Genomic DNA, 23,599 nt, shown 5'->3' with positions numbered 1-23,599 from the left:
GGAGGACCTGATGCGCGTGATCGGCCTGATGTCCGGAACCTCCTACGACGGCATCGAAGCCGCCGCGGCCGAGTTCGACCTGAACGGCGACACCCTGCGGATGCGACCGCTGGGCCGGCTCAGCCACCCGTACCCCGAGCGGTTGCGCAGCGGGATCGCCGCCGCCCTACCGCCGGCCCCGACCACCACCGAGGCGATCTGCGTGCTGGACACCGGCATCGGCCAGGCCTTCGCCGACGCCGGTGTGCGGGCTCTCGCCCAACTGTGTGGCGGCCACGCCGACCTGGTCGTCTCGCACGGCCAGACCATGCACCACTGGGTCGAGGACGGGGTGGTCCGTGGCACTCTCCAGCTGGGTCAGCCGGCCTGGATCGCGGAGGCCACCGGCCTTCCGGTCGTGGCCGACCTACGCAGCCGCGACGTCGCCGCCGGCGGCCAGGGCGCTCCCCTGGTCGCCCTCTTCGACGCGCTGCTGCTACGTGGCCTACCCGGCGTCCCCGCCGCCCTGAACCTGGGCGGCATCGCCAACATCACCGTCGTCGCGCCGGACGCGGACCCCCTCGCGTTCGACACCGGGCCGGCCAACGCACTCCTCGACGCCGCTGTGCGCCACTTCAGCGGAGGCACCGAGGAGTACGACCGGGACGGGCGCGGCGCGGCTGCCGGGCAGGTGAACCCGGTCCTGCTGCGGCGGCTGCTCGACGAGCCGTACTACCGGCTGCCTGGCCCGAAGAGCACCGGGAAGGAGTTGTTCCACCTGCCCTACCTGCTCGCCGCCCTCGCCGACGCGCCCACGCCGGATCCGCAGGACGTGCTGGCCACGCTCACCCGACTGACGGCGGTCACGGTCGCGGGCGCCTGCCGCGACCACGGCGTCACCCGGCTCGTCGTCTCCGGCGGCGGCGCACACAACCCGACCTTGATGCGCATGATCGCCGACGAGCTGCCGGGCGTCCACCTGTCGTCCAGCGACGACCTTGGCGTCGCATCGGACGCCAAGGAGGCGCTGGCCTTCGCGCTGCTGGGCTACCTGACCGTGCACGGGCTGCCGGGCGCCCTGCCCTCGGGCACCGGCGCGCGGCACGCCTCCGTGCTCGGCAGCATCACTCCCGGCCGTCAGCCGCTGCGGCTGCCGGACCCGGTCGGCACCGCTCCGCACCGGTTGCGGATCGTCGCGTCGCCGGTGGCCGACTGACCACCCCTTCAGGGAGGACCCGCCGATGAGACCCGTCGTAGGAGTACCCGCGCCGACCGCGGCCGACGTCCACGCCCGCGAGGTCGCCGAGCTGCTGCGCGCCCGCTTGGAGGATCCGGCCCGGGCCAGCACCGAGCTGCCCCGGCGGCTGGCGGCGGCGCACGACGCCTCGCCGTACCTGTTCGAGCCGCAGGCCGTGGTTCGCGCCGCATCGGCGGCCGAGGTGGGGGCGCTGATGGTCGGGGCCCGGGAGGCCGGCGTGCCGTTGACCCTGCGCGGCGGCGGCACCAGCCTCGCCGGGCAGGCCGGCGGCGCGGGCGTGCTGGTGGACGTCCGCGCCGACTGGCGGCAGGCCGAGGTGCTCGACGACGGCCGTCGCATCCGGCTCCAACCGGGCCTGACGATCCGGCAGGCCAACGCTCGACTGGCCCGCTACCGCCGCCGGCTCGGCCCGGACCCGGCCAGCGAAGCCGCCTGCACGGTGGGTGGCATGGTGGCCAACAACTCCAGCGGGATGACCTGCGGCACCACCGACAACGCGTACCGCACCATGGAGTCGCTGCGCTTCGTCCTCCCATCCGGGTCCGTCGTCGACTCCGCCGCGCGCGACGCCGACGACCGGCTGCGCGCCGACGAGCCCGAGCTGCACGCCGGGCTGCTGCGACTGCGCGACCGGGTGCGCGCGACACCGGGGTCGCGCGCCACCATCGAGCGGCTGTTCGCGATGAAGAACACCATGGGGTACGGGCTGAACTCCCTGCTCGACCACGACAGCCCGGTCGACATGCTCGCCCACCTGATGATCGGCAGCGAAGGCACGCTCGGCTTCGTGGCCGAGGCCGTCTTCCGTACCGTCGAGATCCACGAACATGCCGCCACCGGCCTGCTGATCCTGCCCCGCCTCACCGACGCCACCGACGCACTGCCGGCCCTGCTCGCCGCCGGTGCCCGTACCGCCGAACTGCTCGACGCGGCCGCCCTGCGGGTCAGCCAGCGCGACCCGGACGCCAGCCGGGCCCTGCGCGGGCTGACGGTCACCGGGCACGCCGCGCTGCTGGTGGAGTTCACCGAGGACAGCGCCGAGCGGCTGGCCGCGACGCTGGCCGACGCCCGGCCCGCGCTCGACCGCCTGCCCGCCGTCACCGGCACCGAACTGACCCACGACCCGCGCGAACGGGCCAGGCTCTGGCACCTGCGCAAGGGTCTATACACCGCGGTCGCCGGCGCCCGCACGCCCGGCACCACGGCCCTGCTGGAGGACATCGCGGTGCCGATGTCGCGCCTGACCGGCACGTGCGACGGTCTGATCCGCCTGTTCGACCGGCACGGCTATCCGGACGCGGTGATCTTCGGACACGCTCGCGACGGCAACCTGCACTTCATGCTGACCCAGTCCTTCGACACACCGGCCGAGATCGATCGCTACGCCCGGTTCACCGACGACATGGTCGATCTCGTGCTGGCCGAGGGCGGAACACTCAAGGCGGAGCACGGCACCGGCCGGGCCATGGCCCCCTTCGTCCGCCGCCAGTACGGCGACGAGTTGTACGACGTGATGCGCGAGCTCAAGCGGTTGTGCGACCCGAGCGGCCTGCTCAACCCCGGGGTGCTGCTCAACGACGACCCGACCGTGCACCTGCAGCAGCTCAAGGCCGTCCCGACGGTCGACCCCAAGTTGGACGCCTGCGTCGAGTGTGGCTACTGCGAGCCGGTCTGCCCCACCGCCGACGTCACCACCACGCCCCGGCAGCGCATCGTCCTGCAACGGCAGATCGCCCTCGCCACCGCCGCCGGCGACGAGGAGCGCCGCCGGGAACTGACCAGCGACTATGCGTACAGCGCGGTGGACAGCTGCGCCGCGGACAGCCTCTGCGTCACCGCCTGCCCGGTCGGCATCGACACCGGCGCAGCGATGAAACGGCTGCGCGCCGAGCGGCACAGCCCTCTCGCCCAGCACACCGCCCGCGGTGCCGCCCAGCACTGGAAGACCGCCGTGGCTGGCGTCCGGGTGGGACTGAACGCGGCACACACCGTACCGACCCCACTGACCCGCGCCGCCACTCAGGCGATCCGTGGGCTCGGCGCCACCGAACTCGTACCCCTGTGGAGCGACGACATCCCGCGCGCCGGTGCTCCCCGCCCCGCACCCCGCAGCGCACCGGACGCCCAGGCCGTGTTCTTCGCGGCCTGTATCGGCAGCATCTTCGCCCCGGAGGACGGCGCGTCCGACGGTTCGGCGGCGGCGTTCCTGCGCCTGTGCGAACTGGCAGGAGTGCCGATCGTCGTACCAACCGGCACCGCTGGCCTGTGCTGCGGAACGCCATGGCAGTCCAAGGGCTACCCCGCCGGCCACCGCGAGATGGCCGAGCGGACCCTGGCGGCGCTCTGGGCGGCCAGCGACCAGGGTCGCCTGCCCGTCGTGTGCGACGCGTCATCCTGCACGCACGGGCTGTCCCAGTTGACCGACGCGCTGGCCGAGGAGGACCGGACACGTTACGGCGCTCTGCGCTTCGTCGACAGCGTGACCTTCACCGCCGAACACCTCCTGCCGGCCCTGCCGGAGCCCCGGCGGGTGGGCTCGTTGGCCCTGCACCCCACCTGCTCCACCGTGCACCTCGGCGGCATCGACGACCTGCGCACGGTGGCCTGGGCGGTCGCCGACACCGTGACCGTGCCGGACAGCTGGGGGTGCTGCGCCTTCGCCGGCGACCGAGGGCTCCTGCATCCCGAGGTCACCGCCAGCGCCACCGCAGCTCAGGCCGCAGAGGTCAACCAGCGCGGGTACGACGCGTACGCCTCCTGCAACCGCACCTGCGAGATGGGCATGAGCCGGGCCACCGGGCAGCCATACCGACACGTGCTCGAAGTTCTCGTCGAGGCGGTCGAGCCGCCAGCGTAGCCAGCGGCCCGCAGCTGTCAGCGTTTGCGGGCCACCCCGGCGAGCATGGTGTAGTAGGTCTCCTTCTGCTCGGCCACGGCCTCGCCGTCGGGTCGCCACTCGGCCAGCGGCACCAGCCCCGGCTCGATCAGCTCGAAGTCGCCGACGAAGGCCTCGATTTCCGTACGGCGGCGCCAGCGCCCGGTGCCCAGGCTCTCGTTGAACACCCGCTCGGACTCGCGCACCCTCGCGGACGTCTCCGGATGCTCCTCGGCCGGATCCCAGAAATGCGTGATCGCCAGGTGGCTGCCGGGCGGCAGCGCGTCCCGCAGGGTCGCCGCGACGCCGCCCGGGTCCTCGGGGTCGTTGAGGTGGTGCAGGACCGAGAAGAGCAGCAGACCGATCGGCTGGGTGAAGTCGAGCTTCTCCCGCACCACGGGGTGCTCGAGAATCGTCTCGGGGGAACGGATGTCCGCCTCGATCAGCGCAGTCGTGCCGTCGCCGGCGAGCAGCGCGCGCCCGTGCACCAGCACCGACGGATCGTTGTCGACGTAGACGACCCGCGCCGCCGGATCGACCTCGTGCGCGACCTGGTGCACGTTGGTCTCAGTGGGCAGCCCCGAACCGATGTCGAGAAACTGCCGGATGCCGGCCTCGGCCGCCAGGTAACGCACCGCCCGGCGCAGGAGGGCCCGGCACGCGCGCCCCGCCTCCAGGCCGTCGGGCGCGATCTCCAGCGCGCGCTGGGCGACCATCCGGTCGACCGCGAAATTGTCCTTGCCGCCGACCATGAAGTCGTAGACCCGGGCGATGCTCGGGGTGGAGATGTCAACGCCAGGGGGTGCTACCTCATCCGCGGCCATCGGGCGCCCTCCCGTGTGGAATTCGATGATCCAGCATCGAGAATAATCGAGGAACGTCGCTGCGGTGTGCCCGTCGTCGTCCCCGCCGCGGTGGAGATCGTCCGCCGCCCGGCGGTACCACTCCCCGGCGCGCCGGTGAAGGACACACCGGTCGGCCTTTGTCTTCTACTGTGGCCGGAGAGCGATATCGCCGCAGCCGCGATCTTCACATCCTGGGGAGTAAGTCTTGCCTGGTAGACACAGCCGGATCGGATGGACGGCTGCTTTGGTCACGCTCGGCCTCGCCGTTGGTTCACTGACCAGCGCCTCGGCCTATGCGGTCGGTGGTGGCGCTGTGCCCGCCGACGGGGGCTACGGGTTCGTGGCCAAGGTCGACTTCGGTGGCGTGCAGAGTTGCAGCGGCGCGTTGATCGACCCCGGCTGGGTGGTCACGGCGAAGGGGTGCTTCGTCCAGGGTGGGCAGGCGGTCACCGCCGGGGCACCTACCCGGCCGACCACGGTGACCGTCGGCCGTCCCGACCTGGCTGCGGCAGGTGGGCACGTCGTGGCAGTCACCCGGGTGGAGCCGCACCCGGACCGCAATCTGGCTCTGGTCGAATTGGCCGCCCCGGTCACCGACGTTCCCGTGCCCAAACTGGGCACCCCTCCCGTTGCTGGCGAGATACTGCGGGTGGGCGGCTACGGGCGGACCGCCACCGAGTGGATCCCCGATCAACTCCGTACCGCCACGTTCATCGTCGACGCGGTCGCCGCCACCACGCTCGACATGGTGGGCACCTCGACCGAGGCGACCATCTGCAAGGGTGACGCCGGCGGGCCCGCCTTTCGGGAGGTCGGCGGGCAGATCGAGCTGGTCGCGATCAACCACACGTCCTGGCAGCATGGTTGCCTCGGCGAGACGGAGACCCGCACCGGGGCGACCGAAACCCGGGTGGACGACGTCGCCGACTGGCTCGCCCAGGTTCGTCTCCAGCAGCCGTCCGACCTGACTTCTCCGGTGGTGGGTGAATTCAACCGGGACGCCTACGAGGATCTGATCGGGGTCGATCCGGCGACTGGCAAGCTCTGGTTGTATCCCGGCACGGCCACTCCTGGCACGTGGGGCGCGCGGGTCCTGGTCGACACCGGGGCCACGGACTGGAACCGGATGACGAATCTGGTGGTCGGCCGGTTCAACCGGGATGCCGTCGACGATCTGATCGCCGTGGAGAGCAGCACCGGGCTGCAGTTCCTCTATCCGGGGACCGCCACCGGCATCGCCTGGGGCACCCGGATCCAGATCGGGACCGGCTGGCAGACGATGAGCAAGCTCGTCAGCGGCCGATTCAACCGGGACAGCTACGACGACGTGATCGCCGTGGAGATCTCGACCGGGAAGCTCTGGCTCTACCCGGGGACGGCCGCCGGCGGCAATCTGGGTACCCGGGTCGTATCCGGCAACAGTGGCTGGAACGCGATGAGCAAACTCGCCAGCGGGCAACTCAACCGGGGCGACACCTACGACGACCTGCTCGCGCTGGAATCCGCGACCGGGAAGCTCTGGCTCTACCCGGGCACCGCCGCAGGGACCACCTGGGGCACCCCGGTCCTGGCCGGTAACAGTGGCTGGAACGCGATGAGCGGCATCACGGTCGGCCGGTTCAACACCGACGCCCACGACGACCTGCTCGCGGTCGAAGCGGCCAGCGGCCAGTCGTGGCTCTACCCGGGCATCGCCGCGGGAGTCACCTGGGGCACCCCGGTCCCACCCGCCGGCCGCAAGCCGACTCCGCAACCGTACGGGCTCAGCCAACTCGTCGTCGGTGAGTTCAACCGGGACGCCTACCAGGACCTGATCGGGGTGGAGAAGCTCACCGGCCGACACTTCCTCTACCCGGGCACCGCCACCGGCCTCACCTGGGGCACCCGAATCCAGATCGGGACCGGCTGGCAGACCATGGCCAAGTCGGTCAAGGGCCGGTTCAACCGCGACAACTACGATGACCTGCTCGCCGTCGAGTTGGCCACCGGCAAACTGTGGCTCTACCCCGGCACCGCCGCCGGCGGCAAGCCGGGTACCCGGGTCGAGTCCGGCAGCAGCGGCTGGAACGCGATGAGCAAACTCGTCAGCGGCCGGTTCAACCGGGACGCCTTCGACGACCTGCTCGCCGTCGAACAGGCCACCGGCAAACTGTGGCTCTACCCCGGCACCGCCGCCGGCACCACCTGGGGTGACCGGGTCCTGGCCGGCACCGGTGGCTGGGCCGCGATGGGGGAACTGCTCGTCGGACGGTTCAACCCGGACGAGTATGACGACCTGCTCGCCGTCGAACAGGCCACCGGCAAACTGTGGCTCTACCCCGGCACCGCCGCCGGCACCACCTGGGGTGACCGGGTCGAAATCACCGGAGACACCTGGGCCACCCGCAGCGAGTTGCTCAGCGGCCCGTTCACCCGCGACAACCACAACGACCTGCTCCTGGTGGACGACGCCACCGGCAAACTGCTGCTCTTCCCCGGCACCGCATCAGGTGCCACCAAGTGGGCGCCGGCCATCGAGGTCGGCCCAGGCAACTGACAACCAGGAGGCCGTGGCAACGGGGCGAACTGGCCCCCTGCCACGGCCTCCTGTCCGGGCTGCTTGCCGTGTTCTACCTTTACGCCGGGGGAAAGAAGGTCACCCAGAGCCGGGAGCAACTCCAGCCCATGATGGGCTGGGTCGACACCGTCCCCATGCCGCTGGTCCGGACCATCGGGGTGCTGGAGATCCTCGGCGCGGCTGGCCTGATCCTGCCCCCGCTGACCGGAATCGCGACCTGGCTCGCCGTCGCGGCAGCGATCGGTCTCGTCCTGGTCCAGGTCGGTGGCGCCGCTCTGCACCTGTCCCGGGGCGAGGCACGGCAGATCGGGCTCAACATCGTTCTCCTCGCGACCGCCGCCGTGACGGCCTGGCTGGGCATCGCCTGGCTCTGAGCCGGTCCGCCCGGCCACGCCAGCGGGAACGCGGCTGAACCGCCGTCGGCTCGCCGCTCATCCGGCGGCGGGAGCCGCCGAGGCCGGGTCGGACGGGCCACCGAATCCGCGCAGCCCGTGTTCCAGCAGGTCAAAGCTCTGCTCGACGAGCCGCACCGTATCGGGGTAGATCTCGTCCGCCGACTCACCCGCCAGCAGGCGGCCGATGATCTCCACGAACAGCGTGTTGCGTACGGCGGCGATCTGCGCGGCGGCCGCGCGAGCCGTGAATTCGGAGACAGCAGTGCCGCCACCCGCATCCGGCCGGTTCTGCGCCGCCATCGTGGCCAGTTCGCGGGCGAGCAGGTCCTGGCTGCGAACGAGGAAGTCGTAGGCGCCCTTCAGCAGCGCGGGCGTGCTCTGGACCAGGCGCTGCACCCGCAGCACGGTGGGGTCGTCGTTGAGGCCCACCGACGGGTCACGGGCGGCGAGCCGGTCGAGGTACTGCCGGCGTAGCGCTTCGACGACGGACTCGCCCGGGCCACGCTCGCGCACGATCCGGGCCAGGTCACCGACGTGCTCCTGCATCGGGCCGAGGACCAGGTCCTCCTTCGTGGCGAAGTAGTTGAAGACGGTCATCTTGGAGACCTCGGCCGCGGCGGCGATCTCGGCGACCGAGACCTGGTCGAAGCCGCGCTCGCCGAACAGCTCGATCGCCGTACGCCACAGCCGGCTGCGGGTCTGCTGCTTCTTGCGCTCCCGAAGGCTCAACTCCTGTGCAACCACCCACAGAATGTACCAGGCCGATAATTGGACCCAACTCAAATGTTGACTTGGTATAAGTTTCTTGTCAGGCTGCGGTGACACGACCACGGCACCTCAGGAGGACACATGCGAACGGCGACCGAGAGACCCCCGATGACGCAGAACCAGCGGCGGCTCGGCATGGCGATGTGCCTGCTGACGATCGTCCTGGCGCTGCTGGACTCGAACATCGTCTCCGCCGCCGCCGTGCCGATCGTGCGGGAGCTCGATCCCGTGCACGGCGTGGCCCGGCTGCCCTGGCTGGTCAGCGCGTTCGCACTGGCGGCCACCGCCGCCCTGCCGCTCTACGGCAAACTCTGCGACGTCCTCGGCGCGAAGCCGGTCTACCTCGGCGCGGTGGCCACCTTCCTGGCCGGGTCCGCGCTCTGCGGCGTCGCGCAGGGCATGACCCAACTCATCGCCTTCCGGGCCGTCCAGGGGATCGGAGCCGGCGGCCTGATGAGCGTGACCATGGTCGTGATGGCGCACCTGGTCGACCGCCGACAGCAGGGGGGCAACCTCGGCGGGCTCATCGGCGGCTTCGGCATGGCCATCGGCCCGCTGCTGGGCGGGCTCATCGTCGACCACACCAGCTGGCGGTGGATTTTCTATCTCAACCTGCCGCTCGGCCTGCTGGTCCTGGTCACGGCCACCGTCGTACTCCGGCTGCCCCGGCAGACCGAGCGCCGTCGCATCGACTTCGCCGGCGCCGCGATGGCCGCGGCCTTCGCGGTGGTGCTGCTGCTGGCCACCGAGTGGGGCGGCGACCGGTACGCCTGGGCCTCCCCCGTCATGCTGTCCCTGGTCGGCGCGGCGGTGGCCCTGTTCGGGCTCTTCCTCTGGCGGCAGGCCACGGCGGCCGAGCCGATCCTGCCCCTGTCGATGTTCCGGATCCCGACCCTGCGGCTCAGCTTCGCGATCCAGGGCCTGGTCGGCGCGGCGATGATGGGCGCCCTGATCTACCTGATGGTCTACCTGCAGGTGCTCCGCGGGCTGGCCGCCAGCAGTGCGGCGCTGTTCCTCGTGCCGATGGCCCTGGGGCTGAGCTTCGTCGGCATCGTCTCCGGCTGGCTCACCGCCCGGGGCTGGTCCACGAAGACCTTCCTGGTCTCCGGTACGGCCACCGCGGCCGCCGCGCTGGGCTTCCTGGCCACCCTCGGCGCCGACACCTCGCTGTGGCTGATCCGCGCCGACCTGTTCCTGCTCGGAGCCGGCTTCGGGCAACTGCTCGGGCTACTCATCGCGGCTGTGCAGCAGGCGGCACCGCCCACCCAACTCGGGGTGGCCACCACGTCGGTCCGGTTCTTCCAGAACCTTGGCGGTGCGCTCGGTGCGGCGATCTCCGGCAGCGTACTGGCCCGGGTCTATGCCGGGCGAGACGGTGGGCGGGCTGCCCCAGGTGGCGCCAGAGCTGCGCCTACCGGCGGCGCACGCGTACCTGGCCGGCCTGGACACGATCTTCGCGGTCGGCTGCGGCGTACTGCTGGTGGCCCTGTTCCTCGCCACCCTGCTGCGCCTGCCGGCCGAGGACGCACCGGACGGACCGGCGCCGCAGCCGGTGGACGGCGAGCGCCCGGCGCCGGCCGACGAACCACGGCCGGCGTCAGCGTCGGCGGTCAGTCCGTGAGGATCGCACCGCCCGGCCGGCCCTCAGAACGGGGCGTCCACCGCCAGCCGGCGCACCTGCGTCAGGTACGGGTCCAGCTCCCCCACCTCGAACCGGCAGGTGCCGATGACGTGCCAGAACTGGTTGGCCGGGTCACCGTCGAGCTTGTAGCGCCCGTCCGGGCTGACCGCGGCCCAGCCGTCCGGCAGACCGATCAGGGTGGAGCGCAGCTGCGCGTGCTCCGGATCCGCGACGTCCCAGAGCCGCACGGTGCCGTCGTCACCGGCGCTGGCGAGCAAGCTGCTGTCCGGGCTGAACGCCACCGACCAGACCCGCCGGGTGTGTGCGGCCAGGGTGCCGTGCAGCCGGCCGGTGCCCGGATCCCACAGCCGGATGTTCAGATCGTCCCCGGCGGTGGCGAGCAGTGCGCCGTTCGGGCTGAACGCGCAGGACCAGAGCCGGCCGGTGTGCGCGGTGAGCACGCTGCGGCGCTCGCCGGTAGGGGCGTCCCACACGACCGCGGTGCCGTCGTTGCTGGCGCTGACGAGCAACGTCCCCTCGTTGTTGAAGCACACCGCGTACACCCGGTCGGTGTGCTGCTCCAGGGTGTGGCGACAGGTCGCGGTGGCCGCATCCCAGAGCCGGACGAGGTGGTCGTCGCAGCCGGTGGCGATGACCTCGCCGTCCGGGCTGAACGCCACCGCCCGGACCCGGCCCCGGTGCGGGGCGAGAGTGGCGAAGTGCCGACCGGTACGCCTGTACCACAAGCGGACCGTGTCGTCGTCGTTTGCGGTGGCCAGCGCGTCGCCGTCCGGGCTGAACGCCGCCGCCCAGACATGGTCGGTGTCCACGTTCAGCTCGCGTTCGTGGGCGCCGGTTTCGGAGTTCCACAGGTGTACTCCCCCGTCGCCGCTCGGCGTGGCGACCAGCGGGTCGCCCGGACAGAACACGGCGGCGAGCAGCCGGTCGGCTGGACTGGCGAGCTGTCGGACCAGCCGCCCGGTACGCGGCTCCCACAGCCGCACCACACCGTCGTTGCCGCAGGCGGCCAGCATCTCGCCGTCGTCCCGGAAGGACAGCGACGTGATCCGCCGCCCGTGTCCGCGCAGGGTGTGCTGAAGCTGCCCGGTCCGCGCGTCCCAGAGCCGAGTGGTGCCGTCGTTGCTGCTGGTCGCCACCTGAGCCTGGTCGGGTCGGAAGACCACCGGCCAGACCGAGCCGCGGTGCCGGGTCAACTCGTGCCGAAGCTGGCCGTCCGCGGTGTCAAAGAGCTGGATCGCGCCGTCGCTGGCAGCCGTGGCGAGGGTGGTGCCGTCGCCGTTGAACCGGACGCTGTAGATCGCGCCACGCTGTCGGCTCAGCACCCGGACCGGACGGCCGGTCTCGACGTCCCACAGTCGTACCGCACCATGCGTGTCGCCGGTGGCCATCAACCCGCCGTCGGGGTGCACGTCGAGGGCGTACACGTCGGCCTCGTGGCCGCGCGGCTGGCTGAGCAACTCCCCGTCGGTGGCCCGGCGGATCCACACCCGGCCGTGCTGGCCGACGGCGACCAGCGACCGGCCGTCCGGGGTGTGCACCACCCGGTAGACCACCTCCGGCGCCCGCACCTCGAAGGCCAGCTCGCCCGAGCTGATGTCCCAGCCGCGGAGCACGCCCGCACTGTCCACGACCACGACCCGCCGGCCGTCCGGGCTGAACGAGGTGCCCCAGATGGGCGCGGCATGCCCGGGCCAAGCGTGGCGCAGCCGGGCGGTGCTCGTGTCGTAGAGCCGGACCACACCGGCCGCGTCGCCCACCACCAGCCGACCCCGCGCGCCGTCGGTGAGCAGCGGCCACACCCAGCCGGCGAAGACATTCTCGATGACGTGCCGCACGTCCCCGTGATCGGCGTCCCACAACCGCACCGTGAGGTCGTCCGCGCCGGTGACCAGGTGGTGCGAGGCGGCGTCGAAACGGACCGCGTACACCCGACCCCGGTGACCCTGCAGGGTCCGTACCGGCAGGCCGCTGGCCGTGTCGCAGATCAGCACACCGCCGTCGTCGCTGCCCACGGCCAGCACCGTGCCGTCGGGGCTGTAGGCCGCCGGCACCGGCAGCCGCCCCACCTCGAAGCCGTACGAGACGCCGACTGCGGGCGGGGCCAGGCCCGGCGTCACCGGACGGCCCGGGGCGACCACCGCGCCGCGCAGCTCCGGTGCCCGCAGCAGCGCGGCGTCGGCGTTCACGTCGATCAGCGCGGCCCGCCGCCAACTGCTGCCGGCGACCTGCGCGTTGCGCAGGTCGGCCCGGAACAGACGGGCCCCGGCCAGGTCGGCAGAGCGCAGGTCGGCCCCGGTGAGGCGAGCCTGGTCCAGGCGGGCGCCGCGTAACCGGGCGTGTACCAGCCGAGCCCCGGTCAGGTTGGTGGCAACCAGGCGGGTGTCGGTCAGATCCGCGCCGGTCAGATCCGCCTCGGCCAACTCCCGGTGGGACAAATCCTCACCGCGGAGCACCGCGCCACGCAGGTCGGCCCGGTCGGGCAGCCGCAGCCAGGCGCTGAGCCGCAACGCATTGGCCCGCACGGTCTCGCCGGCCGTCTCGTCGCCGAGCACCCGCATCGCCCAGGCGGTGCTGCGAGCCGAGTCCGCGAGGTCGCCGAGGAACTCCACAGCCAACGCCGACAGGGGACGCGCCGCCAGGGCCGACGGTTCCTCGCCCTGGTTAAGCTGGGTGGCGATCCCCTCGGCGACCAGCCACTCCATGACGGAGGTGTGGATGAACCCGAACAGGCCGTCGTCGGTGCGGACGAGCAGGCTGCCCGCGCCCACCGCGTGCGTCGCCTGCGATGCGGAGAGCCGGGACTCGACCAGCCCGGCAAGCTGCTCGGCGGTCTCGGCCAGCTCGGCCAGACGCAGGTACGACTCCCCGCTCTCCCAGAGCTGGAACGCCAGTCGGCTCACCGCGTGCCAGAGTTCGGGGCGGCGAAGGCCGACCGACGCGCCCGGCACCCCCTGGGTCCGTCGCTCCTCGAAGTCCAGCCAGGATTCCAGGATCTCCCGGTAGAGCGCGGCCGCGCTGAACGTGCCGCCCGCACCCGCGACGGCGGTCAGCCGTCCCTCGTCGAGGCCGGCGATGAAACCGAGCATGCGCGGGTTACGGGAGAGGCCGAGCAGGTCCTTCACCCCGCCGAGCAGCTCCATCCGCTCCCGAGCGGCCCGCTCGTCCCCGCCGTAGCGGTGCCGCAGGAAGTCCTTGATCTGCCCGGAGGTGAAGTCCTCGATGGCCAGCACCCGCCGGTGCGGCAGCATGCCCACCCGCTCGCCGAGGGCGGTGAGCACCTGCGAGTTGGTCTTGAAGTGCTGGGTACGGCTGCTCACGACGACCTTGGCGTTGCCCTCGGCCGCCTGGAGCAACGTCTCCAGGTGGTCCGCGGCCCGGTCGTAGGTGACCCGGGCCACCAACTCGTCGAAGCCGTCGAAGAGCAGCACGATCCGCCCCTGCCGAAGCATGTAACGGAACGCCTTGAGGTCGATCACCTGCTCGCCGTGGTTCGCCAGGTGCGCGGCGACCAGCCCGTCGACCGAGTGTGCCTTGTCCAGCGAACCCAGCTCCACCAGGATCGGGATCAGGTCGGGAGCGGCGGTCGGGAGCCGGCGGGCGACCTCGCGCATCGCGAACGTCTTGCCCCGGCCGAAGTCGCCGAGCACCAGCACGAACCGACCATCCGGCGCGGAGACGAGCTCGAGCAACTCGTCCACCACGTCCTCGCGGACCTGCTGGTCGATGCCGACCAGGTGGCGGTAGCGCTGCGGCACGTACTGGCCGGGTGGGTAGAGCCGGTCGGCCTGCAGCCGCGCGGTCTGCGCGGCGACGTAGTCGCGCAGGTCGAGCAGCCCCTGGAACTCGGTCAGGTGCAGCACCCGTACGCCGCGCCGCTGTGCCTCCTCGGCCAGCCCGCGCGGGACCCGGTCGCCGTCGTAGACCAGCTCGGACGCGATGTCCGGGTCGGTTGCGTGCACCCGCCGGGCGAAGTTGTCGAGATCCGTGGCGGTCGGGGTGCCGATGTGCGCCCCGACCCGCTGCTGCCGGACCACACCGTCGGCGCGGTAGGTGACGAACAGGTGCGGCGGCTCCGCCGCGACCCTGCGGACCAGCACCCGGTCGTGGCGTGCCTGGCAGACCTCGGCCAACCGGTCGAGCAGCCGGTCCAGCGGCGCCACCGGCAGCACCGTCGGCGTGCTGGCCGCCGCATCCTGAGTGAGTCCCTCGACGGCGGTCGGCAGCCGCGGATCGGGCACCTGGGCCGGCCCGGCCGCCCCGAACGTCGCCTCGGTGCGCGACCACCGGATGGCCGTCGGCTCGCCCACCTCGTGCCGGTCGTCACGGCCGAGCACCCAACGGGTCATCCCGTCGGCGGCGAGCCGGAGCACCTGCGCCCGGCCGTTGTGGGACGCGGCGACCAGCGGCACCACCGAGTCGACCCGGACACCGCTCGGTGCGGCGTCGGTGAGTTGCAGGTTGAGCATCGGCCCGAGCAGGCGGTTGAACGATCCCCGGTCGCGCAGCGTCACCCCGTCCGAGACCGCCGCCTCGTCGGCGTACGGCGTGCGCGGGCCGGGGGCGTGCGCCATCGCGCCCAGCCGTAGCCAACCGGACTGCTGGTAGTGGCGCAGCCGCTGGGCGAACCAGGTGGACTGGGCCTCGCCGAGGAAGCCGTACCGGTCCTCCTCGCGGTGGGTGACGGCGATGGTGGAGTTCAACCCGGCCACCACCAACCGCAGGTCCGGCACCGGGAACAGCGTCCAGGGTTGCTCGCTGTCGAAGATCCGGTCGTCGAGACCCTGGTAGAGGTCGTCGAAGAGCCGCGCGTAGTGCCGCCACTTCGGCCAGTACGGCGGCTGCGGGTCGACGTCGTCCGCCTCGCAGGTGGCGAAGTACGCGCGGCTGGCGGCCATGGTCACGTCGCGCGGACCGGGCACCACGATCAGACGGTGCGGTTCCAACCCGAGCAGCACCCGCAGCCCGGTGAGGAAACTCAGCGCGCTGGAGAACTCGCGAGGGCTGCCGGACTCGGTCAGGTTGCCCGCCACCACCAGCAGGTCGGGTCGGGGCACCCCGTCGTTCAGCAGCAGGGTGAGGTCGCCCATCAGGTGTTCCTGGAGCTCGCCCGGAGTGACCGGGGCGCCTCGCTCGATCATGCCCCGACCGAACCGCGGCCCGGCCACCTGCAGCACAGTCAGCGCCGTCCGCACGGTCGGCACGGCCGCCGACGCGGGCGGGAACGGTGGCGGGTTGATCGGCGTACGGCGGGCCCGCCGCGGCGCGGGCGGGCCGACGACGGGTGCGGAGAGCACCCCGGCCGGGTCGGCGGGATGGTGCGGGAAGGCGGGTTGCCGCACCGGCTTCGCGCGACCGTCGAGCGCTTCCCGGAGCCGGTCCAGCACCCGGGAACGCGCCCGCGTGGGGTCGGTGACCCCGACCAGGTCGACGTAGGTGATGGTGGCGAGCAGGCCGTCGATCGGGCAGTCTTCCACCCGGACGGTGACCAGCTTGCTGCCGGTGCCGTCCGGGTCGGCGCGCAGCGCGGCCTGCCACTCCAGCTTGCCGTACGTGGAGTGCAGGTAGCGTTCGGACAGGACCGCCACCACGACCGCGGCCTCGCGGACCCCGCGGTCCATGAAGTCGATGAAGTTGGTGCCGGCCACGAAGTCCCACGCCTGCAGCAGGGTGCGGTAGCCGGCAGCCTCGAACTCCCACGCCAACCACGTCGCCCAACGCTCGTCTGCCGGCGAGTAGCTGATGAAGAAGTCGATGGGGCGGTCGGACCGGGTCGGTTGCGTGCCTACAGCCACCTGGCCATTATGGCCACCCACCGTCAATCCGTCGCCACCATACGCGATCAACCCGTGAGATCCGGCCCGGGTGAGCGAGCCCTGGTGTGCGAGGATCGTGCCTTGTGGAGACTATCGGCGACCCACCGTCGACCGCGCCGGACCGATCCCGTTGGGGCCGGCTGCACGTCCTGGACTGGATCGCGATCGCGCTGGTCACCGGCGGCGTCCTCTGCGTCCTCACCGGACTCCTCCCCCGCGCTGACGCCGAGGCCACCATACGTCGGATCCTGCCGATCCTGATCTTCCTCGGCACCGTGGTGGTGCTGGCCGAGCTGACCGCCGTGGCCGGGGTCTTCGACGCGCTCGCCGCCCGGGTGGCGATCACCGCGCGAGGCAGTTTCCGCGCACTGTTCTGGCTCTGCGTCGGGTTCGCCTCGGTGACCACGATCGCGCTCAACCTGGACACCACCGCAGTCCTGCTCACCCCTGTTATGATCGCCCTGGCCCGTACGCTGGGGATACCGCCGACCCCGCTGGCGATGACCACGGTCTGGCTGGCCAACACCGCGAGCCTGCTGCTGCCGGTGTCCAATCTGACCAACATTCTGGCCAGCGACCGGATCGGGCTGGCGCCGGTGTCGTGGGCGGCCCGGATGTGGTGGCCGCAATTGGTCGCCATCGCGATCACCATGCTGCTGCTCTGGTGGTGGTACTGGCGGCCGGCGCGGGCCACCGCGGATCCGTTCGTGCCACCGCCACCACACGTGCCACCCGACCCCGTGCTCTACCGCACCGCGCTCGTGGCCTGCCTGCTGTTCGTCGCCGGGATTCTCGCCGAGGTCGAGATCGGGCTCGCCTCGGGGGTGGCCGCCGCGATCCTGGTCGCCGGGTTCGCGGTCCGCGCCCGGAGCAGCCTGAAACTCCAGCTGATCCCCTGGCGGCTGCTGCTCTTCGTCACCGGGTTGTTCCTGGTGGTGCAGACCATCGGTCAGCACGGGCTGGACACGCTGATGGGCGCGTTGATCGGCAACGACCCCGGTGCCGAGGGCGCAATGCGGGCCGGTGCCGTCGGCGCGCTCTTCTCCAACGCGGTCAACAACCTGCCCGCGTACGTGGCCGGGGAGGCGGTCATCTCCGCGGGCCACCACACCCAACTACTGGCCCTGCTGGTGGGCGCCAACGTCGGCCCGCTCGCCACCCCGTGGGCGTCGCTGGCCACGCTGATCTGGTACGAGCGCTGCCGGGCCGCCGGGGTCGCGATCCCGCTGGGCCGGTTCATCGCCACCAGCGCTGTCCTCGCCGCTCTGGGCACCGCCGCCACCGTCGCCGCCCTGCTGGTCACCCCGTCAGCTTGAGCTCCTCAAGCCGACGGCAGTCACGATTCGCGGTGGCCGTTCACCAGCCGACATCCGTCAGGCTGATCGGGGTGAGCTGGCGGACCTGCGGTTCGATCCACTGTGCCGCCGTCACCAGCTTGACCAGCCGGTCGATCGTCTCCGGCGGGGCGGCGACGAAGCTGCGCCGGTCAGCCGGGCACCCGTACCGATCGTCGAAGCAGCCACCGTCGAGGGCCCGGACCACCATGCCGGCCTCGGCAGCCAGCAGCATCCCAGCCGGCAGGTCGACCGCCTCCGGGCGGTAGCCGACGATGCCGTCGATGTCGCCCCGGGCCAGCATCACCCAGGACAGCAACGGCGCCCACAGTTGCAGCACGCGCCGGGCGGTGGAGTCGAGCACCACCTTCAGCGCGCGGGCGGTGCTGTCGTCCCGGCGTACCTCGTGCCCCTGGGTCCAGGCCAGCACCGGGGCGGCCGGCACCGGCCGGTGCAGCGTGCGCAGCGGTTGGCCGGCCAGGCCGCCCACGTGTACGAAGGCACCCTGGCCACGGATGGCCGACCAGGTCCGATCGGAGACCGGGTCGTGCACCACCCCGAGCACCGGCGACCCCCGGTCGCAGAGCGCGATCCCGACCACGTACGCGGGCAGGCCGATCGCCACGTTGTTGGTGCCGTCGAGCGGGTCCACCAGCCACAGCCAGGAGTCATCGGCGGCGTACTCGCCGCCCTCCTCGGCGATCACCCCGTGCTCCGGCCAGCGAGCCCGGATCCGCCCGACGATCAGCTCTTCGGCGGCCAGGTCCAGGTCGGTGACCACGTCACCGGAGTCGTTCTTGGCCCGGACGTGCATCTCGCCCTGGGTGCCCCGGCGCAACAGCCGCCCGGCAGCCTGGGCGGCCTCCACCGCGAACCGGTGCGCGTCACGCAGGTCCGGCCCGGTTCTGCTCGGCACCACGTCCATGCTTCCTCCAGCCCTCAGCCCCGTGCCAGCAGTTGCGCGATCTCCCGTGCCATCCGAGCGGTCTCCGCCGCGTCGCAGCGTTCCCGGTGGGTCCGGTGGCTGCGCCCGTTTACCGCCCCGAGGCTCAGGTCGGACAGGCCGGGCGTGGTCCGGCCCAGCGCCACGGTCACCGCCGGCTGTCCCGAGTCCACCTCGGAGGTGTGGAAGCCACCGGCGCGCAGCGCGTACGAGTTGCCCGCGGAGTGCGTCTCCACGGCAGCGGTTGCCGCCGTGACCAACCGGTCGGTGGCCACCATCTCGTCGACGTCGCCCCGGCTGTGCACCTCGTACACCCGCCAGGCGGGGTCGGCGGGCGCTTCGGTCACCTCGATCAGCTCGTTGCGGACCTGCCCGTGCAGCACGTGGCTGAGCAGATCCCAGCTGTGCGAGTGCACGGTGGAGGTGGTCGGCTGAACGGCCGGTGGTTCGGCCGGCCACGCGTGCACGCAGATCCCGTCGGGGCCGCTGCGGTTCACCGGCAGGCAGGTGAAGCCGAGCGGGTGCCGTACGGCCAGCAACGGCCGCCGCCCTCCGGCGACGTCGTCGAGGACGGCCAGCACCCAGTCCCGGAGCAGCTCCGGCCGGGCGCCCCGGTCGATCTCGCGTTCGAGGTCGGCGTAGCTCATCATGCGTACGGGTTCCTCGCCTGGATGGCCCGGCTCACGATGTCGGCGACGTCGCGGTCGCCGAAGGACCGGGGTAGCGGCAGCCCCAGCGCGGTGAACAGTCGACGTACCTGCTCCACGGAGGGCTCGTCGTCGAGCTTGACCTGCCCAGCAGCCTCGACCGGCACTCGTCGGCTCTGCTCACGGCTGTACTGCAGCTCGATGTTGTAACGGTTGTAGTAGAGCTCCTGGTTGTCGATGCGCAGCGCCGGGGTCTGCGGATTCTCCTGGGTGATGATGACGCAGCTCGAGGAGAGGTCGTACCGGAAGGTGGTCATCTGCGCGGAGACGCGGACGTCGATGGTGAGCAGACCGGAGCGCTGCCGGTGCCAGCAGGCGGCCAGCACCGTCGCGTAGGACTCCTTGCGGGTGCGGTCGACGGTCCACTGCTCGCCCGGCCCGTCCGGAGCGAGGCTGCGCCGGAACCGTGCGTACCGCTCGCAGACCTCCTCGTCGGTCGGGTCGATGATCTCGATGGAGAAGTGCAGGGTGGCGTTGCGCCGACGGGCGTGCTCCAGACACTCGGGGAGGGTGACCGCCCGGGTGTAGGTGCCGGTGCCGCCCTTGAAGTCCCACCGATCGGTGTGCCGGCGGGCCTCGGTCAGGGCCAACCCGACCTCGCTGCCGTGCAGGACGCGGACCATGGAGACGCTGTCGATTGCCTCCCGAGTCCGGTTCAGCACGCCCTCCGGGCCGATGATCTCCTGCATCTGCGGCACGAGCTCGGTGAGCCGATCGCGGGTGTCCCGGACCACCTGGCGTACCTCGCGCTCGGCGGTCTCGCGGCGCAGCCGGTCGCGCAGCAGTGCCTGGGCGAGCAGACCGAGGATGAGCAGGATGGCGCTGTTGACCACGTCCTGGCTGACGCCGTTGTTGAGCCCGAGGATCGCGACGGTCAACGCCAGGAGCAGCCCGATGAACGCGTCGAGGTTCTTGAGGACCCAGGTCAAGAGGCGGGCCATGACATTCCCCCGTGGATGACGGAACCTCCATGATAGCCCTATGTCAATATCATGATTACGCGTTGTTCCGGAACCCCGCATCCTGCGACGAATAAGGTTCGCCCAGCCGCCGAGCGGCGCAGATCAGCGAGCCGCCGAGCCCCGGCGCGACCCGGGCGAGCAACCGGGACGTGACCCAGCGTCCGCCGGGCAGCCGCCACCCCACGTGGTTGGAACGCAGCGCCAGCGGCGCGAACCCGGCTCGGCGCAGCACCCGTCGCAGCAGCGACGCGGTGAACGGCCGGATGTGCAACCAGAGGTACGGGTGCAGCGGATCCACCTGGCGGGGCGCGCGGCCCGCGAGGAACGTCAGCCGGTCCTGGACGGTCGCCAGGTTCGGGGTGGTGAGCACCAGCAACCCACCCGGGGCGAGCACCCGGTGACACTCCCGCAGCAGCGCCACCGGGTCGAAGACGTGTTCGATCAGCTCACCGGTCAGCAGCCCGGCGAAGCTGCCGGCGCGAAACGGCAGACCGCGGGTGGCGTCCAGGCAGACCGGTAGCGCCTGACCGGCGGCGGCCCGGCGGGCCGCGCCCAGCGCGGCCTCGGCCATGTCCGCCACCACGAGCGGCCCGGGCAGCTCGGCCGGGTCGACCATGCTGCACGGGCCGCAGCCCAGCTCCAACACCGGCCCGTCCCCGAGGACGTCGTCGACCATCAGCCGGGCCGCGACCGCCCGGCGCACCCGGTGGTACGGGTCGTCGACGTACCCGTTGACCAACACGCCGTCGTGGTAACTGCGCCGGTTGGCGTGCCGGCCGTGCGCCTGCGCGCCGCCCGACGAGGCCCCGGTCCGTGGCTCGGCCATCGCACCCCCCACCGCGGGCGCCGCCTCCGGCGACGGCGACCGCCTCCAGCCTCGCACCATCCGGGGTCGCGCAGCTCGCCGGCGGCCCGAACGGATGCGCGTCGACCGCCGCTACGACCACGACGGTGACCGCCACCAACCTCGCGGCCCGCGACGACCGACCGGCGGAGCGAGGGGCGGTTGCCCGCCCGCCTCCGCCTCTCGGGAGGTCGACACGCTAGTTCGGCGGCGTCTCGTCGGTGGTCTTCTGCTCCAGGACGACGTTGTAGCCGAGGAGGCTGCCGGGTTCGAGCCTGGCGGTCGTGCCCGCCGGGCGGAGCACGCGCGACTCCTCGCCGAGCGCCCGCCCGGTCGCGGCGTCGACCACGAAGCGATGCTCGATCGAGCCGGTGGCGGCGCTCACCGAGGTGAACGCGAAGCCCTGGCCCATGCGCCCGCGCTGGTCGGCCACGGCGCCCAGCGAGCGCACACCGGGCAGGGTGGCGAGCAGGCGGAACGCCGCCGCGCGCACGGGACCGCTGACCGGGATGTCGGCGATCAGGCTGGACGCGACGCGCAGCAACCACTGCTCCCGGTCGGTGGGCAGGTCACCACCGCCGCCGTCGAAGTGCTTCAACAACGAGGTCCGCAGGGTCGCCGGGTCCGTCGGGAGCTTCTCGAGATCGCGTACGGAGACGTTGGTGGTGCCGAAGGCGTAGATGCCCGCGCCGTCCGATGAGGAGCTGCGCCGCGGCCCACCGGAGATGCTGATGGGTGAGCCGGGGCCGAACTCGCCGGTCGGCAGCGGCTTGCCGACCATCACCTGCTCGGGCGATCCGGCGGCACGCCAGGCGGCGGCATCTGCGGGCGTCAGCGGAGTCATGCCGAGGTTCTGCGAGATCACCCGGTTGGGTTCGCGCCCCGAACGGGACAACCAGCTCTCGTCCGACGACCTGGTCGTCATCTCGTACGTCGAGGTGCCGGAACTGACGGTGAGCACCGACCCGCTCTCCGCCCGGACGACCAGATACCTGCCGGTGCCGGAAGCATCCTCGCTGCTGCGCTCGGCGGCCGCCAGCAGGATCTCGGACGCGGTGAGCGGGCGTACCGCCTCGGCGGACGTCGCGGGCCCGCCGGGCGTCGGCGTCGAGCCGCCCGGGTCGACCGCGACCACGGCGACCGCGGCGACGGCCGCTACCGCGAGTCCCCCGGCCGGGATCAGGGCGGCGGCCCGGAAACGCCGGGTACGGCCGGCGGGGGCACTCACGTCGGTCAGGACGAAGGGCAGTGGTGCTGCCCCGGGCGGATCCAACCGCGCCGGCCGCGCGTCGGCGAGAGACTTCATGAGGTCGGTGTGGTTTTTCATCGGCTCGGCTCCCTGGTGACGACCGGCTTCGTGACGGCCGGCGCGGTGATGGTCGGCTTCGTGAAACGTGACTCGGCGGCCGCCGGCTCCCCGGCGGCCGCGACGGCACGGGTGAGGCGGTTGCGGGCCCGGTGTAGGCGCACGAGGAACGCCGGGGCGGAACAGTTCACGACTCGGGCCGCCGCACGGGGCGAGAGCCCGTCCCAGGCGGTCAGGGTCAACACTTCCCGGTCGTTCTCGGACAGCGCGGCGAGCGCCGTCAGGAGCGCCGATCGTTCGGCGACGCCGTCGGCGACGTCGGGTGCGTCGGCCACCCACGCCAGCATCTCGGCGGCGATGGCTCGTTGCCGATCCTCGTCGCGATATCGCTCCCGGATCACGTTGCGCGCGACGCCGAGCAGCCACGGCAGTGCCGCTCCTCTGGGCATCTGCGCGAAACGCCGCCAAGCGACGAGAAACGTCTCGGCCACGACCTCGTCCGCGAGCGACCTGCCGGCGCGAGCGACGGCGTAGGCGTAGACGCGCCCGCGGTTGTCGGCGTACAGCGCGGTGAACTCCTGCGCAGTCTCAGGGTCTGCCACTGATGAGCCGTCCTTAGTGAAGGGGTCCTGTCACCTGGGAATGCGCCGGGAAGCCGATTTCTTACCGGCGACTTAAAATTCACCGCCCCCGCTGGGTGGCGAATAGACCGTTATGCCCGCTTTGCGAGTGCGGAGCGTGCACGGCCGTTACGCTCGGTGCGAGCAGAGACAGGGAATCTAACGTGATCGCGGGGATGGCTATGCGTAGGTCATTCGAACTGACCGTGGCGATCGGTGCGGCGTGTCTGGCGGGCCTTCCCACGCCCGCCCGGGCCGACAGCACCGGCGACGTCACGGCCACTGTCGTCGTCGCCGGCGGCGAACTCTCCATCATCGTGCCGGCGAGCGCGGATCTCGGTCAGGGTTCACCCGACGAGGGCATCACCGGTCAACTCGGCACGGTCACCGTCATCGACGATCGCGCCCAGCTCGCGGCGACCTGGGTGGCGACCGTGACCGCGACCGACTTCACCACCGGCGGCGCGACGCCGGAAGAGACGATCCCGGCCAGCGCGATCGACTACTGGTCGGGGCCACCCACCCAGAACGTCGGCACGGGCGTCCTCGTGCCGGGTCAACCCACCGCGGCCGAGGCGGTGTCACTCGCCGTACGGCAGACGGCGTTCAGCAGGACCACCGGTGACGGGCTGAACAGCGCCAGTTGGAACCCCACCCTGACGTTCGAGCTGTCACCGTCGACGGTGGTCGGTGACTACACCGGAACGGTCACCCACTCGGTCGCCTGATCGGCCCCGTACGCCAGGCCCCG

General features: G+C 71.9%; 16 protein-coding genes and 1 pseudogene. 8 read left to right on the top strand and 9 right to left on the bottom strand.

Annotation, left to right across the window (positions count from 1 at the left end; genetic code table 11):
- Positions 1 to 10 precede the first annotated feature (10 nt).
- Positions 11 to 1,195 (top strand): anhydro-N-acetylmuramic acid kinase, encoded by a 1,185-nt coding sequence (locus C7C45_RS23580; protein ID WP_110565933.1) that lies wholly within the window; start codon positions 11 to 13, stop codon positions 1,193 to 1,195.
- 25 nt (positions 1,196 to 1,220) lie between these two features.
- Complete coding sequence (locus C7C45_RS23575) at positions 1,221 to 4,094, top strand: FAD-binding and (Fe-S)-binding domain-containing protein (protein ID WP_110565878.1); 2,874 nt, start codon at positions 1,221 to 1,223, stop codon at positions 4,092 to 4,094.
- A gap of 17 nt (positions 4,095 to 4,111) precedes the next feature.
- On the opposite strand, the gene C7C45_RS23570 is transcribed toward C7C45_RS23575, so the two are convergent.
- Entirely contained in the window at positions 4,112 to 4,936 is an 825-nt protein-coding gene (locus C7C45_RS23570) for an SAM-dependent methyltransferase (RefSeq protein WP_110565877.1), read from the bottom strand.
- Positions 4,937 to 5,162: 226 nt separating this feature from the next.
- On the opposite strand from C7C45_RS23570, the gene C7C45_RS23565 reads away from it, so the two are divergent.
- Together C7C45_RS23565 and C7C45_RS23560 are read left to right on the top strand one after the other, a co-directional pair.
- Positions 5,163 to 7,493 carry a S1 family peptidase gene (locus C7C45_RS23565; RefSeq protein WP_244200526.1) on the top strand — a complete coding sequence of 777 codons (2,331 nt, stop codon included), beginning with the start codon at positions 5,163 to 5,165 and terminating at the stop codon, positions 7,491 to 7,493.
- Complete coding sequence (locus tag C7C45_RS23560; RefSeq protein WP_341866505.1) at positions 7,490 to 7,888, top strand: DoxX family protein; 399 nt, start codon at positions 7,490 to 7,492, stop codon at positions 7,886 to 7,888. Before C7C45_RS23565 ends, C7C45_RS23560 begins: the two co-directional genes overlap by 4 nt.
- 57 nt (positions 7,889 to 7,945) lie before the next feature.
- On the opposite strand, the gene C7C45_RS23555 is transcribed toward C7C45_RS23560, so the two are convergent.
- Positions 7,946 to 8,653, bottom strand: a complete 708-nt coding sequence (locus C7C45_RS23555; protein ID WP_110565876.1) for a TetR/AcrR family transcriptional regulator — start codon at positions 8,651 to 8,653, stop codon at positions 7,946 to 7,948.
- A gap of 105 nt (positions 8,654 to 8,758) precedes the next feature.
- Here C7C45_RS23555 and C7C45_RS35895 point away from each other — a divergent pair.
- Both C7C45_RS35895 and C7C45_RS34515 read left to right on the top strand, forming a co-directional pair.
- Positions 8,759 to 9,946, top strand: a pseudogene (locus C7C45_RS35895) (MFS transporter); the annotation flags it as partial.
- A 55-nt stretch (positions 9,947 to 10,001) separates the two neighbouring features.
- Positions 10,002 to 10,298 carry a hypothetical protein gene (locus C7C45_RS34515; RefSeq protein ID WP_208641272.1) on the top strand — a complete coding sequence of 99 codons (297 nt, stop codon included), beginning with the start codon at positions 10,002 to 10,004 and terminating at the stop codon, positions 10,296 to 10,298.
- A 23-nt stretch (positions 10,299 to 10,321) separates the two neighbouring features.
- Here the strand turns inward: C7C45_RS34515 and C7C45_RS23545 are convergent, their stop codons facing one another.
- On the bottom strand, positions 10,322 to 16,111 hold the full coding sequence (locus tag C7C45_RS23545) for a WD40 domain-containing protein (RefSeq protein WP_110565875.1): 5,790 nt from the start codon (positions 16,109 to 16,111) through the stop codon (positions 10,322 to 10,324).
- A gap of 104 nt (positions 16,112 to 16,215) precedes the next feature.
- Between C7C45_RS23545 and C7C45_RS23540 the strand changes: the two genes are divergently transcribed.
- Positions 16,216 to 17,448 carry an ArsB/NhaD family transporter gene (locus C7C45_RS23540; RefSeq protein WP_110565874.1) on the top strand — a complete coding sequence of 411 codons (1,233 nt, stop codon included), beginning with the start codon at positions 16,216 to 16,218 and terminating at the stop codon, positions 17,446 to 17,448.
- A 40-nt stretch (positions 17,449 to 17,488) separates the two neighbouring features.
- On the opposite strand, the gene C7C45_RS23535 is transcribed toward C7C45_RS23540, so the two are convergent.
- The 6 genes from C7C45_RS23535 to C7C45_RS23510 form a co-directional block, all read right to left on the bottom strand.
- Positions 17,489 to 18,391: an inositol monophosphatase family protein gene (locus C7C45_RS23535; RefSeq protein ID WP_110565873.1), complete on the bottom strand. Its 903-nt coding sequence runs from the start codon at positions 18,389 to 18,391 to the stop codon at positions 17,489 to 17,491.
- Positions 18,392 to 18,405: 14 nt separating this feature from the next.
- Complete coding sequence (locus tag C7C45_RS23530) at positions 18,406 to 19,059, bottom strand: hypothetical protein (protein WP_110565872.1); 654 nt, start codon at positions 19,057 to 19,059, stop codon at positions 18,406 to 18,408.
- On the bottom strand, positions 19,056 to 20,057 hold the full coding sequence (locus tag C7C45_RS23525; RefSeq protein WP_110565871.1) for a hypothetical protein: 1,002 nt from the start codon (positions 20,055 to 20,057) through the stop codon (positions 19,056 to 19,058). The genes C7C45_RS23530 and C7C45_RS23525 overlap by 4 nt, the downstream gene beginning before the upstream one ends.
- Before the next feature lie 55 nt (positions 20,058 to 20,112).
- Complete coding sequence (locus C7C45_RS23520) at positions 20,113 to 20,904, bottom strand: class I SAM-dependent methyltransferase (RefSeq protein WP_110565870.1); 792 nt, start codon at positions 20,902 to 20,904, stop codon at positions 20,113 to 20,115.
- A 217-nt stretch (positions 20,905 to 21,121) separates the two neighbouring features.
- Positions 21,122 to 22,249, bottom strand: a complete 1,128-nt coding sequence (locus C7C45_RS23515; RefSeq protein WP_110565869.1) for a CU044_5270 family protein — start codon at positions 22,247 to 22,249, stop codon at positions 21,122 to 21,124.
- Positions 22,246 to 22,830 (bottom strand): RNA polymerase sigma factor, encoded by a 585-nt coding sequence (locus tag C7C45_RS23510; protein WP_208641271.1) that lies wholly within the window; start codon positions 22,828 to 22,830, stop codon positions 22,246 to 22,248. The genes C7C45_RS23515 and C7C45_RS23510 overlap by 4 nt, the downstream gene beginning before the upstream one ends.
- Positions 22,831 to 23,030: 200 nt before the next feature.
- On the opposite strand from C7C45_RS23510, the gene C7C45_RS23505 reads away from it, so the two are divergent.
- Positions 23,031 to 23,576 (top strand): hypothetical protein, encoded by a 546-nt coding sequence (locus tag C7C45_RS23505; RefSeq protein ID WP_146247390.1) that lies wholly within the window; start codon positions 23,031 to 23,033, stop codon positions 23,574 to 23,576.
- The last annotated feature ends 23 nt before the right edge of the window (positions 23,577 to 23,599 follow it).

Origin of the sequence: Micromonospora arborensis (assembly GCF_003205615.1) — a bacterium.
GTDB lineage: Bacteria > Actinomycetota > Actinomycetes > Mycobacteriales > Micromonosporaceae > Micromonospora > Micromonospora arborensis.
The sequence above is the reverse complement of the archived record's forward strand: the minus strand, read 5'-3'. Positions and strand labels throughout refer to the sequence as shown.